Annotated in this window: 11 protein-coding genes; 3 read left to right on the forward strand and 8 right to left on the reverse strand. The window is 46.1% G+C overall.

Going from position 1 to position 12,421, the window contains the following annotated elements; all coding sequences use genetic code 11:
- Positions 1-61: 61 nt before the first annotated feature.
- The 6 genes from L5M17_RS15450 to rluE form a co-directional block, all read right to left on the reverse strand.
- Complete coding sequence (locus L5M17_RS15450) at positions 62-1,201, reverse strand: cupin domain-containing protein (RefSeq protein ID WP_263148398.1); 1,140 nt, start codon at positions 1,199-1,201, stop codon at positions 62-64.
- Between the two features lie 152 nt (positions 1,202-1,353).
- A complete protein-coding gene (gene purB / locus L5M17_RS15455; RefSeq protein WP_113940534.1) occupies positions 1,354-2,724 on the reverse strand; it encodes an adenylosuccinate lyase in 1,371 nt (456 codons plus the stop codon).
- Between the two features lie 29 nt (positions 2,725-2,753).
- The gene (gene hflD, locus L5M17_RS15460; protein WP_113940535.1) at positions 2,754-3,371 is read right to left on the reverse strand and encodes a high frequency lysogenization protein HflD; all 618 of its coding nucleotides are present in this window, start codon (positions 3,369-3,371) and stop codon (positions 2,754-2,756) included.
- A gap of 3 nt (positions 3,372-3,374) precedes the next feature.
- Complete coding sequence (gene mnmA, locus L5M17_RS15465) at positions 3,375-4,493, reverse strand: tRNA 2-thiouridine(34) synthase MnmA (RefSeq protein WP_263148399.1); 1,119 nt, start codon at positions 4,491-4,493, stop codon at positions 3,375-3,377.
- 324 nt (positions 4,494-4,817) lie between these two features.
- Positions 4,818-5,312 (reverse strand): NUDIX hydrolase, encoded by a 495-nt coding sequence (locus L5M17_RS15470; RefSeq protein ID WP_212600198.1) that lies wholly within the window; start codon positions 5,310-5,312, stop codon positions 4,818-4,820.
- Positions 5,313-5,357: 45 nt separating this feature from the next.
- The gene (rluE, locus tag L5M17_RS15475; RefSeq protein ID WP_211085895.1) at positions 5,358-6,143 is read right to left on the reverse strand and encodes a 23S rRNA pseudouridine(2457) synthase RluE; all 786 of its coding nucleotides are present in this window, start codon (positions 6,141-6,143) and stop codon (positions 5,358-5,360) included.
- Between the two features lie 343 nt (positions 6,144-6,486).
- On the opposite strand from rluE, the gene L5M17_RS15480 reads away from it, so the two are divergent.
- Positions 6,487-8,712, forward strand: coding sequence for an NADP-dependent isocitrate dehydrogenase (locus tag L5M17_RS15480; protein WP_263148400.1), 2,226 nt, complete (start codon positions 6,487-6,489; stop codon positions 8,710-8,712).
- Between the two features lie 317 nt (positions 8,713-9,029).
- Here the strand turns inward: L5M17_RS15480 and cspD are convergent, their stop codons facing one another.
- Positions 9,030-9,236, reverse strand: coding sequence for a cold shock domain-containing protein CspD (cspD, locus tag L5M17_RS15485; RefSeq protein ID WP_006081937.1), 207 nt, complete (start codon positions 9,234-9,236; stop codon positions 9,030-9,032).
- A gap of 194 nt (positions 9,237-9,430) precedes the next feature.
- Between cspD and clpS the strand changes: the two genes are divergently transcribed.
- Together clpS and clpA are read left to right on the forward strand one after the other, a co-directional pair.
- A complete protein-coding gene (gene clpS, locus L5M17_RS15490; RefSeq protein ID WP_006081936.1) occupies positions 9,431-9,739 on the forward strand; it encodes an ATP-dependent Clp protease adapter ClpS in 309 nt (102 codons plus the stop codon).
- 43 nt (positions 9,740-9,782) lie between these two features.
- Positions 9,783-12,050 (forward strand): ATP-dependent Clp protease ATP-binding subunit ClpA, encoded by a 2,268-nt coding sequence (gene clpA / locus L5M17_RS15495; RefSeq protein ID WP_263148401.1) that lies wholly within the window; start codon positions 9,783-9,785, stop codon positions 12,048-12,050.
- Between the two features lie 116 nt (positions 12,051-12,166).
- Here clpA and infA read toward each other — a convergent pair whose 3' ends face one another.
- Positions 12,167-12,385 (reverse strand): translation initiation factor IF-1, encoded by a 219-nt coding sequence (gene infA / locus L5M17_RS15500; protein WP_006081934.1) that lies wholly within the window; start codon positions 12,383-12,385, stop codon positions 12,167-12,169.
- Between the last annotated feature and the right edge of the window lie 36 nt (positions 12,386-12,421).

A 12,421-nucleotide genomic window follows, 5' to 3' on the forward strand; every position in this document is an offset into this window, starting at 1 on the left:
TATTGATGTTTTATTTACACTTTATATTAAGAACAAGGTCATCGAACAAAGTCGATAGGGCTTATTCTTCACAGTCGCTCAAGTAGTAGAAACCTTGATTGATGAGTTTCAACAGTAAGGCTTGGACTTCTTCATGCTGACATATTTCAGTCGCTTCATCGGCGTTTAAGCAGACGTTATCGCTCAACTGTGCGATAACGTCTGCCGGTGTTTGGGGCAGTTCGTGTACATCACCATTGATGAATAATCGCGGCGTGGCGTCATTTTCAAGGCGCAATACTTTCAAACCACCGATACGGCTGACGCCAGCACCTTGGGCGAAGGCATCTTGTAAATCTTCCATGCTGTAAGCTTCTTCGCCTTCACACAAATCAAGCTCGAAACGGTTTTGACTGAGCAGTTTACCTAACACGATTTGGTAGCTATTGGGATCTTGGCTCAGCTGACTCAAGAGTGACATTATGCCCACTTGATGATCTTGGCTGACGATACCGGCTGAACTCGGCTCAGTTTGCGACGTGAAACGCTGCTGACCTAAGTTATTGTCGAGCAAATAATCGGCGACTTCACTGACCAATTCTTGCTGGCTAGGAGCGCGGAAACCAATCGAGTAACTCATTGCCACAGTTAGGGTTTCGCCGCAGTGTGGGAAACCTGGTGGAATATAAAGCATGTCGCCTTTTTCTAACACTACATCGATAATGGGTGTAAAGTCTTCAACCAGCGGCGAGTTTGGATTGCCGCCACGGCGTTGTTGTGGGGTATTGTCACCCACAGTCCAGCGACGTTCACCTTCGCCTTGAATGATAAACACATCGTAGTTATCGACGTGCGGGCCGACACCACCACTTGGGGTTGCAAATGATGCCATCAAGTCATCGAAGCGCCAGTCAGGTAAAAAGCGTAGAGCTTCAACTAATGGCTGCGAATCTGGATACCAATGGTTGACGGCTTGCACTAATAACTGCCAATGGGTTTCGCCATAGCTGTCGTAATCTTCAAACGGACCTTGCACCACTTCCCAATCATTGTCTTTGGTGACAACGATACGTGAAGAGATTTCTTCTTCACAGGCAAGGCCAGCTAATTCATCGGCGCTGATAGGATCTTCAAATTGCGGAAATGCTTTTTTGATCAACAGGGGTTTCTTTTGCCAGTATTCACTAAGAAACTGGGCGATATCGAGATTGAGTGTATACATAGTGTTAAAAAAGGCGACCACATCGCGGTGATGTGGGTCGCCTTAATCCTTATTTCTGTTTAAGAAAGAGTATTGTCCGTCGCCAATTTCAGTTAATAACTAATTTCAGTCAATAGCTTAATATTAGTTAATCGCCAATTTTAATTAATAACTTACTTCAGTTCGTCGACAAACGTTTCGGCACGACCAATGTAATTGGCTGGCGTCATTTTCTTCAGTTCAGCCTTCACTGAGTCTGGTAATTCAAGTCCGTCAATAAACACTGACAGTTGCTGCGCGTCGATACGTTTACCGCGCGTCAGTTCTTTTAATTTTTCGTATGGCTTTTCAATACCATAACGACGCATTACCGTTTGTACGGGTTCTGCTAACACTTCCCAGTTGTGATCTAACTCATCACGCAGATGCGCTTCGTTAACTTCTAACTTGCTGATACCTTTTAAGGTCGCTTGATACGCGATCAACGCATGGGCAATACCCACACCTAAGTTACGCAGTACTGTCGAGTCAGTTAAGTCACGTTGCCATCTTGATAACGGTAGTTTAGACGCTAAATGTTGCATCAGGGCGTTAGCGATACCTAAGTTACCTTCAGAGTTTTCAAAATCGATTGGGTTAACTTTGTGCGGCATAGTCGATGAACCGATTTCACCGGCGATAGTGCGTTGTTTGAAGTGACCTAGGGCGATGTAACCCCAAATATCACGGTCAAAGTCAATCAGCACAGTGTTGAAACGGGCAACCGCATCAAACAATTCGGCAATGTAATCGTGTGGCTCGATTTGCGTCGTGTAGGCATTCCAGTGCAAGCCAAGGCTAGTCACAAAACGCTCAGACAGCTCATGCCAATTAACTTCAGGATAGGCTGACAGGTGAGCATTGTAGTTACCTACGGCACCATTCAGTTTACCCATGATTTCAACATTGGCGATTTGTTTGATTTGACGTTCAAGGCGCACTGCGACGTTCGCCATTTCTTTACCGAGCGTCGAAGGTGACGCGGGTTGGCCATGGGTACGTGACATTAATGGCACAGAGCGATATTCAATCGCCAGCTTTTTAATTGCCGTCAGTAACTCATTGCAGTAGGGCAGTAAAACATGCTCACGGGCTTCAGTCAGCATTAAACCGTGGCTTAAGTTGTTGATATCTTCAGAAGTACAAGCAAAGTGAACAAACTCACCCACAGCGGCTAATTCGCTATTGCCTGCGATTTTTTCTTTAATGAAGTATTCAACCGCTTTTACATCGTGGTTAGTGGTGCTTTCGATAGCCTTAACACGCAGCGCATCTTGTTCGTTGAAATTGTCTTTAATGCCATCGAGTACGGCGATAGCTGACGCGCTCAATGTTGGCACTTCGCTAATGTCTGGACAGTCGGCTAACAGTTTTAGCCAATTGATTTCAACCTGAACACGGTACTTGGTAAGACCGAACTCGCTGAAAATCCCTCTCAATGACGCGGTTTTACTACCATAACGACCGTCTACCGGAGAGATAGCAGTTAGTGCGGAAAGATCCATGTGTAGCTCCTTGATGAACGCTAATTTTATTATAGGGTAAGACTTTTCTTGGCTGTATCGACTATGGCTTTGCGGGCGAAGACTAAGTGTCGACGTTTACCGCCCAACTGACGCCACAGTACTGCGCTGCGTATAGCGGCAAGCAGCAGAGCACGAATTTTATGTTGTACAATAGGGCGCTGCAAACACACAGGATTACCCGATATTTGGATTTTTGGCCCTAAATTACTGATGATGTCACTGTAAATGCTGGCAAGATTGGCAACGACTTGCTCATCTGTGATGGCAAAATGATGTAGCTGGCGATTCACTTGATTAATACGTTCAGCCAACATGCCTAAGCCACTGTTAGAGCGCACGAGTTTACGCTCAAGGGCAAGCACGCCCACTAAATAGCGGGTGATTTCAACATCTTTTTGACTGCTGTCACCGAGCTGATTCAGGATCAGCTCATAGCCTTTTTGCAATACGATTTTATCTTGGTAGACATCGGGCGTATTGTCAGGATTGGTGACGAGAATGGTGTTTAAGCTCGCTGCGAGCTCGGCATTATCCAATTCGCCATGGCGCGCTAAATGTTGAACTTGGGCAATGGCTTGCAGTATGCCTGCAAACGCCATAGTCCGATTAATGAGTTGCTCGTTCACGCGTTACCCTCGGATTAATTGATCTATGATGCCGCCACCTAGGCAGACTTCACCATCATAAAATACCGCAGACTGCCCAGGCGTCACCGCCGCTACAGGTTCATCGAAGACCACGCGCAAGGTGTGTTCATCTGTGTAGGTTAATGTACAAGGCACATCTTGTTGGCGATAACGGGTTTTCACTGCGATATGACAACCATCGACAGGCCCAGTTCTATCCACCCAATGCAGTTGGTTAACTGTCATGCCGGTCGACATCAAACGGGGATGGTGTCCGCCTTGACCCACGATCAATACGTTACGCTCAAGATCTTTATCGACCACATACCAAGGATCGTCATTGCTGTTTTTCATGCCGCCAATGCCTAAGCCTTTACGTTGGCCTAAGGTGTGGTACATGAGTCCTTGGTGCGTGCCTATGACTTCGCCTTCTGGGGTTTCAATATTGCCAGGCTGCGCCGGTAAATAAGTCCCTAGAAATTCAGTGAACTTGCGCTCACCGATAAAGCAGATGCCAGTACTGTCTTTTTTGTCATGGGTGATTAAGCCCATTTCTTTCGCAATTTCACGAACTTGATGTTTTTCGAGCTCACCGACAGGGAACAGGCTTCGGGTAACTTGCTCATGGCTTAAGGTGTAGAGGAAATAACTTTGATCTTTATTGCCATCAACGCCGCGGAGCATTTGCGTACTGCCATCGCTATTATCGCGGCGGCGCACATAGTGGCCCATTGCGATGTAATCGGCGTCGAGGATTTCATCGGCAAATTCTAAAAATGCCTTAAATTTGATTTCTTTGTTGCACATGATATCGGGATTTGGCGTGCGGCCGGCTTTGTATTCGGCGAGGAAATACTCAAATACATTGTCCCAATATTCGGCAGCAAAGTTGACTGTATGTAGCTTGATCCCGAGCTTGTCGCATACGGCTTGGGCATCTTTTAAATCTTCTGCGGCCGCGCAGTACTCGTTGTTGTCATCTTCTTCCCAGTTCTTCATGAAAAGGCCTTCAACCTGATAGCCTTGCTGCATAAGCAAATAGGCTGAAACAGATGAATCTACACCGCCGGACATGCCGACAATGACTTTTTTTCCTGTATGAGTGGGTTCGATTGATGTCATAAATCCTAAAAACCATTGAGTATGTGTGTTGGCTAGGTGGATGAATTTAAGCCGCGACATTGAGCGCGTAACAAAAATACCTAACCTAACTAAAAATATGGGCTAACTAAAAAACCAAGCTCACTTTAAATCCAAGCTCACTTTACATCTAGGTGCTGTGCTGCTGATTGCTAAATCAAACTTTTCCAGCGCTATCAAATAAAATGAGTCCGCAAACTGTCAGTAAACCTCGCATTTACGGCCAACTATTTATTTGCTGTACAAGGCCTCTGCAGTAGCACACGCATTAAGCTTAACCAGCCATTTATGCGGGGCGGTATTCTATCACGCCTTGCTCGCTTGGGCTATCGTGAGGCGGTCACTATTGAGTAAGCTAAGGGGATAAGTTTGGCCATTTTGTGCCTGATTGAGATAGTCTTTTAAGCAATCGAGTACTAAGGGGCTGCGCAGTAAAGATGGCATGGCTTCTATCTGCGCAAGACTTAACCAATGCGCACTATGGATCGCTTTATCCTGCGGCGCAGGTGAGGGCATATCATCTAACTGCACGAAAAAAGTAAAGCGCACAAAGGCTAAGTCTTCACTGGCGCTAAGTTGATAAATGCCGACGAGTCCTTGGGCTTTGAGTGATAACCCCGTTTCTTCAAACACTTCGCGCTCACAGGCTTGGATCAAGCTTTCATTCGCTTCTAAGTGACCCGCGGGTTGATTAAAGCGTTGCTCGCCTTCAATCCACTCTTCTACCATCAGATATTTGTCCTGTGAAGTTGCATGAACAATACAAGCGACGGTCACATTGGGTTTATATCTTTGACTCATGGAGCCTCCTTTGAGTGGATTTGAATGAAGAAAGTAGGCTGAAATTTAGACTTCATCACCGAGACGGATACATTTGTGCTCACCCGATGGCAAATTATCTAGACTCCATTGGCCTATTTTATAACGGATTAATCTTAAGGTCGGAAAACCGATATGCGCTGTCATGCGTCTGACTTGGCGGTTGCGGCCTTCATGAATTTGGATTTCTAGCCAAGTTGTTGGGATATTTTTGCGCTCTCTCACCGGTGGATTACGTGGCCAAATGTCGGGTGAATCCATGATTTTGACTTTAGCAGGCAGCGTCATACCATCATTTAATTCAACACCTTGGCGCAGTTTTGTCAGTACATCTTCCGTCGGAACGCCTTCTACTTGCACCCAATAGGTTTTAAAGGTTTTCTTTTTTGGCTCAGTCAGCCTTGCCTGTAATTGACCGTCATTAGTCAGCAACAACAAGCCCTCACTGTCTCTGTCTAAGCGGCCTGCGGCATACACGTCAGCAATGGGAATGTAGTCTTTTAGGGTTTTACGACCTTGTTCATCGGTAAACTGGCAAAGTACATCAAAAGGCTTATTAAACAGCACGATAATTGGTGCGAGCGTTTGACTCTGCACCGGTTTTGCCGCCGCAATTGCGCGTCGATTAGGATTTTTAAAGGGTTCTTTCTTTAAACTGCCATTGGCATTTCGTGCTGGCGCCACTTTGCTATCTACGGCGGTAGCGCGGTTGGCAGGGCCTCTGCTGGCGGGCTTAGCGGGTTTAATCGGGCTCTTGGCTGGGGAACTTGCGCTGGCATTGGCACCTTTAGGTTGAAACTTGTTTTTGTTCATACTTTTGCTAACAGGAGGTTGAGACACGCTTACCTGACTTGATTGAGTCGTTAATGTGGTCATAGTGTACTTGGCATTCGCCGTTAGTGGAATTTGAATATTATTGCGAATGCTCTATGATGTCGGCCAGAAAATGTGATCTGTGCCTAAATGTTTATTAGGTTTTAATGAGTCGTTGTAACAAATTTTAGCTTGCGCGCAAAGACAGAAGGGCATTGAGAATTTGAAAGATGAGGGCGTGGTCGATTGCCTTGATTGATATTTTCCCTGTGCTCAGATTTGTTCGCCATGCTATAAAATTATTATAAAAAATATTAAATTTTACAATAATGTAGGATGTAACATGAAAGATAACTCATCAACAATTATTTACACTGAAACAGACGAAGCGCCAGCACTGGCCACCCTCTCACTCTTACCTATTATCAGAACGTTTACCGACGCCGCGGGCGTTGCGGTTGAAACCCGTGATATCTCGTTATCGGGCCGTATTATTGCCAGTTTCCCTGAGCAACTGACCGAAGCACAAAAGATTGGCGACCATCTGACAGAGCTTGGCGAGTTAGCGAATCAGCCAGAAGCGAACATCATCAAGTTACCGAATATCAGTGCTTCGATCCCACAATTAAAAGCCTGTATCCTTGAACTGCAGCAAAAAGGTTACGACATCCCTAATTATCCGGATGAGCCAAAAACCGACGCTGAAAAGTCAATTAAAACCCGTTACGACAAGATCAAAGGTAGTGCGGTAAACCCAGTACTGCGTGAAGGTAACTCAGATCGCCGTGCCCCATTATCGGTGAAAAACTTCGCCAAGAAAAACCCGCATTCCATGGGGAAATGGGCCAAAGATTCCAAGTCACATGTTGCTCACATGACTGACGGCGATTTCTACGGCAGCGAGCAGTCTGTCACTTTATCTGATGCGGGCAGCGTGAATATCGTGCTGACCCAAAAAGATGGTCAAGAAGTGGTGCTCAAATCGGGTCTTAAGCTGCTGGCTGGCGAAATTATCGATGCTGCGGTGTTGAGTAAAAAAGCCTTAGTGAGCTTCTATGAGCGTGAAATCGAAAACGCCAAAGCTGAAGATGTGCTGTTATCGCTGCATCTGAAAGCCACTATGATGAAAGTGTCTGATCCTATTATGTTTGGTCACGCTGTGAAGGTCTTCTTCAAGCCAGTATTTGACAAACATGCGGCGCTTTTCGCTGAATTAGGCGTTGATGTTAACAACGGTTTTGGTGATGTTTATGCCAAGATCGCGACATTACCTGCTGATAGCCGCGCCGAAGTCGAAGCCGATATCGCCGCCGTTTACGCTGCGCGTCCCGCATTGGCTATGGTTGATTCTGACAAAGGTATCACCAACTTACACGTGCCAAGCGACATCATTATCGATGCGTCTATGCCTGCTGCGATTCGTTCATCTGGCCAAATGTGGGGACCAGACGGTCAACTGCATGACACTAAAGCCATGATCCCAGATCGTTGTTATGCCGGTATCTACCAAGAAACGATTGCTTTCTGTAAAGAGCACGGCGCTTTTGATCCTAAAACCATGGGCAGCGTGCCAAACGTGGGCTTGATGGCGCAAAAAGCCGAAGAGTACGGCAGCCACGATAAGACCTTTGAAATTCCTGCTGACGGTGTGGTCAACGTTGTTGATGCCAGCGGTAAGGTATTGATGAGCCATAACGTCGAAGCGGGCGATATCTGGAGAATGTGTCAAGTTAAAGACGCACCAATCCGTGATTGGGTTAAACTGGCCGTGCGCCGTGCCCGTTTAAGCAATACTCCAGCGGTATTCTGGTTAGATAGCAAACGTGCCCACGATGCGCAAATCATTGCAAAAGTGCAGCAGTATCTGCCAGAGCATGATACTGATGGCTTAGACATCAGCATTATGTCTCCAGAAGACGCGACGCGTTTGTCTTTGGCTCGCATCAAAGAAGGCAAAGATACCATTTCAGTTACGGGTAACGTTCTACGTGACTACCTGACTGACTTGTTCCCCATCCTCGAGCTAGGCACCAGTGCCAAAATGCTGTCAATCGTTCCATTAATGAACGGCGGCGGTCTATTTGAAACAGGTGCGGGCGGTAGTGCACCTAAACACGTGCAACAGCTTGAGAAAGAAGGCCACTTACGTTGGGATTCGCTCGGTGAATTCTTGGCTCTGGCGGCGTCTTTAGAGCATTTAAGTCAAACCGTAGGCAATCCAAAAGCCCAAGTGTTAGCCGATACTTTAGATCAAGCCATTGGCCTATTCTTAGATGGCAACAAATCGCCATCAAGAAGAGTCGGTGAGTTAGACAACCGTGGCAGCCATTTCTACTTAGCCATGTACTGGGCACAAGCCTTAGCTGCGCAAACGGGCGATGAGCAGTTACAAGCTCACTTCATTCCGTTAGCGCATGCGCTAGCGGCGAATGAGCAAGTGATTGTGGCTGAATTAGCGACGGCACAAGGTGCACCAGTCGATTTAGGCGGTTACTACCGTTTAGATGCGGCTAAGGCTGAAAAAGCCATGCGCCCAAGCGAGACGTTGAACAAGCTGTTGATTGCTTAATTTAGCTCATTATCACTTTTAGATGGTGTGCGCGTGTGGGCCATCTAAGCTGATGTAAAGTTGTAAGTCATTAGACTGATTTTAAAAAAGGGTCTGCATTGCAGATCCTTTTTTATACCCTAAATTTGCTGTCGAGACCGATGATAAAAACTTTTTGCAGGGATGCAATGGATGGTCTGCGGCGATTGATCTTGAATTAAATTCATGCGTAATGCTGACAAGCGATGGAGCATTAAGTGGTGGGGATTGATAAAACACGCAGCAATAAAAAGGCAGGGACAAGTCCCTGCCTTTTAGATCATTGGCCTCACCAAACGTTATTTTGTTGGTGAAATGGCTGAAGCGTGCATCCCTTTTGGACCGGCTTCTACTTCAAATTGAACGGGTTGGCCTGCTTTTAGAGTTCGATAGCCTTCCATTTCAATGGTAGAATAGTGTGCAAAAACGTCCTCACCACCTTGATCAGGGCAAATAAACCCGAATCCTTTGGCGTTGTTGAACCATTTAACAGTTCCGCTTGCCATACTTCCACTTCCTTCTGTTGTCTACTTACCAGTAAGATAGTAAAACCTGTATAGACGGGTATTCGTTCACCGTCTGCACAACAGAATGTAAGGAGTAAAAGCGGAAGTCAAGCTAAAATTAACAAAGGGGTAACAACTGATTAATTTGAACGGATCAATTGGAAGAGGCCAACACGAGAGGCTAGTATTAAAAAATGGCAAAGATAGGAAATATTGAACACGTTGAAGAACGTGTCGAATCAGAGTTAATGCCGCCTTCGATGTATAAGGTGGTACTCAATAATGATGATTACACCCCAATGGATTTTGTGATTGAAGTTTTGCAGGTTTTCTTTCGCAAGAACGAGCAGGAAGCGACCGATATCATGTTGACTATCCATCACCAAGGAAAAGGAATTTGCGGTATTTTCCCGTTTGGGATTGCAGAAACTAAGGTGATACAAGTAAATCAATTTGCAAGACAAAACCAACATCCGTTACTGTGTTCGTTAGAGAAAGCGTAAAACCGCTTTACTCTGTAGTCTGTTGTTAATTTTGGGGGTGCTTATGCTGAACAAAGATCTGGAAGTCACCTTAAATCTGGCGTTTCAGCAAGCCAGAGACGCGCGTCATGAGTATATGACAGTGGAACATCTGTTATTAGCTCTGATCGACAATCCTGCGGCTCAAGAAGCGTTAATCGCCTGTGGAGCGAATCTAGATAAACTCAGAGATGAAGTGGCAAGCTTTATCCAACAAACAACCCCAATCATTGCCGATATTGATGATGACAAAGAAACTCAGCCAACGCTCGGGTTTCAGCGAGTGCTGCAACGGGCAGTATTCCATGTGCAGTCATCGGGTCGCAATGAAGTGAACGGCGCTAACGTGTTAGTCGCCATTTTCAGTGAGCAAGAATCCCAAGCCGTGTATTTACTGCGCCGCTGCGACATTAGTCGCCTCGATGTAGTGAATTTTATTTCCCATGGTTTCGCCAAAAATGATGATGCTGAGTCACATCAAGATCAAGAACGTGTTGAAGATCAGGGCGAAGGCAGCGAAGAGCGCAGTATGTTGTCGCAATTTGCGTCCAACTTAAATCAACTTGCAAAGCAAGGGATCATCGACCCACTGATTGGTCGCGACCAAGAAATTGAGCGCGCGATTCAAACCCTGTGCCGTCGCCGTAAAAATAATCCACTGTTAGTGGGTGAGGCGGGTGTAGGTAAAACGGCGATTGCCGAAGGGTTGGCATATCGTATCGTCAATAAACAAGTGCCCGATGTAATGCTTGAAGCGACAGTGTATTCCTTAGATTTAGGTTCACTGCTGGCGGGAACTAAGTATCGCGGTGACTTTGAAAAACGCTTTAAGAACCTGTTAAAAGAACTGGCGGCGGATAAGCATGCCATCCTATTCATCGATGAGATCCACACCATTATCGGTGCGGGCGCGGCCTCTGGCGGCGTAATGGATGCCTCTAATCTGCTGAAACCTTTGCTATCTAGCGGCAATTTACGTTGCATGGGCTCTACTACTTTCCAAGAATATCAAAGTATTTTTGAGAAAGATCGCGCACTTGCACGTCGTTTCCAAAAGGTGGATATCAATGAGCCTTCAGTGGAAGAAACCACTAAGATTTTGATGGGGCTTAAGTCTAAATACGAAGAATATCATGGGGTTCGTTATACTCAGGCCGCGATCAGCAGCGCTGCAGTATTGTCGGCCAAGCACATCAACGACAGGCATTTACCCGATAAAGCCATCGATGTGATTGATGAAGCGGGTGCGCGTATGGTGATGCTGCCTATGAGTAAACGTAAAAAGACCATAGGCCAAGCCGAGATTGAGTCGATTGTGGCGAAAATGGCACGTATCCCTGAGAAGTCGGTATCCGCTACTGATAAGGACTTACTGCGTAACCTTGAGCGCAACCTTAAGATGGTGGTCTTTGGCCAAGATAAGGCCATTGAGAGTCTGAGTTCGGCCATTCGCTTATCGCGCAGTGGCTTAGGTGCTGACCGAAAACCTGTGGGGAGCTTCTTATTCGCCGGTCCCACCGGTGTGGGTAAAACCGAAGTCACTAACCAACTGGCCAACTGCTTGGGGATGAAACTGGTGCGCTTTGACATGTCTGAGTACATGGAAAGCCATACAGTGTCACGCCTGATTGGTGCGCCTCCTGGTTATGTGGGTTATGACCAAGGTGGCTTGCTCACGGATGCAGTGATTAAAAATCCGCACTGTGTCGTGCTATTGGATGAAATTGAGAAGGCCCACCGTGATGTCTATAACCTGCTGTTGCAGGTGATGGATCACGGTACTTTGACCGATAACAATGGTCGTAAGGCGGACTTCAGACATGTGACTTTGGTGATGACCACTAACGCGGGTGTACAGGAGACTATTCGTAAGTCGATTGGCTTTACCCAGCAAGATCACACCCAAGATGCATTATCTGAAATTAATCGAGTATTTTCGCCAGAATTTCGAAATCGTCTCGATTCCATCATTTGGTTCAATCATTTGGATATGACGATTATCGCCAAAGTGGTCGATAAATTCTTGGTGGAATTGCAGGCTCAGTTGGATGCAAAACACGTTACTTTGGAAGTCAGCGACGAAGCCAGAACCTTGTTGGCCGAGAAAGGCTACGATAAGAACATGGGCGCACGTCCAATGGCTCGGGTCGTGACCGAATTGATCAAACGTCCATTGGCAGACGAGATCTTATTTGGTGTCTTAGAGTCAGGCGGTGTTGCGTATGTGGATGTGAAGGAGGGCGAGATTGTCATTCGTACCGAACGTCACGAAAAAGCGACAACAAAAGCTTAACGCTTGATTATCCATTAGTTTTAGACATAAAAATGGCTGCAATTGCAGCCATTTTTTTCATCTTTCGCAAACAAAAAAACCCGGCCTTGCCGGGTTTTTAAATCTAAGAGGCTATATCAGCGTGCGCGGAAGACAATGCGACCTTTGGTCAGATCATAAGGAGTCAGCTGGACGGTAACTTTATCGCCAGTGAGGATCCGGATGTAGTTTTTACGCATTTTGCCTGAAATGTGGGCTATCACCACATGACCATTTTCAAGCTCTACACGAAACATTGTGTTTGGCAAGGTTTCAAGGATAGTGCCTTGCATTTCAATGTTGTCTTCTTTCGCCATTAATTAATTATCCCATTAGCCTTCGAATATAAAAAA

Source organism: Shewanella sp. SW24 (assembly GCF_025653395.1).
Taxonomy (GTDB): domain Bacteria; phylum Pseudomonadota; class Gammaproteobacteria; order Enterobacterales; family Shewanellaceae; genus Shewanella; species Shewanella oncorhynchi.

What these genes read in the sequence shown, in the direction of transcription:
- L5M17_RS15450 (WP_263148398.1), bottom strand. Translation starts at nt 1,201, where the DNA reads ATGTATACACTCAATCTCGATATCGCCCAGTTTCTTAGTGAATACTGG.
- purB (WP_113940534.1), bottom strand. Translation starts at nt 2,724, where the DNA reads ATGGATCTTTCCGCACTAACTGCTATCTCTCCGGTAGACGGTCGTTAT.
- mnmA (WP_263148399.1), bottom strand. Translation starts at nt 4,493, where the DNA reads ATGACATCAATCGAACCCACTCATACAGGAAAAAAAGTCATTGTCGGC.
- L5M17_RS15470 (WP_212600198.1), bottom strand. Translation starts at nt 5,312, where the DNA reads ATGAGTCAAAGATATAAACCCAATGTGACCGTCGCTTGTATTGTTCAT.
- rluE (WP_211085895.1), bottom strand. Translation starts at nt 6,143, where the DNA reads ATGAACAAAAACAAGTTTCAACCTAAAGGTGCCAATGCCAGCGCAAGT.
- L5M17_RS15480 (WP_263148400.1), top strand. Translation starts at nt 6,487, where the DNA reads ATGAAAGATAACTCATCAACAATTATTTACACTGAAACAGACGAAGCG.
- cspD (WP_006081937.1), bottom strand. Translation starts at nt 9,236, where the DNA reads ATGGCAAGCGGAACTGTTAAATGGTTCAACAACGCCAAAGGATTCGGG.
- clpS (WP_006081936.1), top strand. Translation starts at nt 9,431, where the DNA reads ATGGCAAAGATAGGAAATATTGAACACGTTGAAGAACGTGTCGAATCA.
- clpA (WP_263148401.1), top strand. Translation starts at nt 9,783, where the DNA reads ATGCTGAACAAAGATCTGGAAGTCACCTTAAATCTGGCGTTTCAGCAA.
- infA (WP_006081934.1), bottom strand. Translation starts at nt 12,385, where the DNA reads ATGGCGAAAGAAGACAACATTGAAATGCAAGGCACTATCCTTGAAACC.